Source organism: Marinobacter sp. UBA2688 (assembly GCF_002352785.1).
GTDB classification, from domain to species: Bacteria; Pseudomonadota; Gammaproteobacteria; order Pseudomonadales; family Oleiphilaceae; genus Marinobacter; species Marinobacter salarius.
The window spans coordinates 35,965-36,784 of record NZ_DELU01000005.1; the positions used below are offsets into that span (position 1 = coordinate 35,965).

Below are 820 nucleotides of genomic sequence, written 5' to 3' on the forward strand. Positions count from 1 at the left end.
GCAAAGGTGGTTTTACCCATGGACGGTCGCCCCGCCACGATCAACAGATCCGAGGGCTGCATCCCCGACGTCCACTCGTCCAGGTCCTTGAAGCCCGTGGTCAGACCCGTTGTAGTCTCGCCGGACTCGAACAGCTCCTCAATGCGACTGAGGGCCTTGGTGAGAATCGGGTTGATGGCCTGGGGGCCAGAGCCTTCCTTGACCCGCGATTCGGCGATCTGGAAGACGTTACGCTCGGCTTCATCCAGGATCTCGTTGCTGTTCCGGCCCTGGGGGTTAAACGCCGAATCGGATATCTCGCCGGACACCTGCACCAGTTGTCGCAGAATAGAGCGCTCCCGCACAATCTCGGCATAGGCGCGGATATTGGCGGCACCGGGTGTCTTCTCGGCCAGCTCTGCCAGGTAGGAAAGCCCACCCGCGTCTTCGATATCACCGGCACGCTCCAGGAATTCGGTCAGCGTGACAACATCAAGCGGTTCGCTTTCGCCCGCCAGTCGCTCGGCAGCACCAAAAATGAGGCGGTGATCCTGGCGATAAAAGTCGCCAGCGGAAATGATCTCCGAGATTTCATCAAATCGGCGGTTGTCCAGCATCAGGCCACCAAGCACCGCCTGTTCGGCCTCCACGGAATGAGGTGGAACCTTGATTCGGCTGGTCTCAGGGTCGCTGTTTACCGGTTTGAAATTCGGGTTGGCCATGGAAACGTCTTCGTCTGGGCATCACATCCGTGACAGTTTACGGGGATTGTCGATGCGATGGGAGAGCTACGGAAAACACAAATCATACACCAGAAAGCAACAGGCCCGGAATCCACCTG

Annotated in this window: 1 protein-coding gene; it reads right to left on the bottom strand. The window is 58.4% G+C overall.

Annotation, left to right across the window (positions count from 1 at the left end):
* A partial coding sequence (locus tag B3M52_RS00570) for a DnaB-like helicase N-terminal domain-containing protein (RefSeq protein ID WP_286748465.1) occupies positions 1-701 on the bottom strand: 701 nt, incomplete at its 3' end.
* Positions 702-820 lie beyond the last annotated feature (119 nt).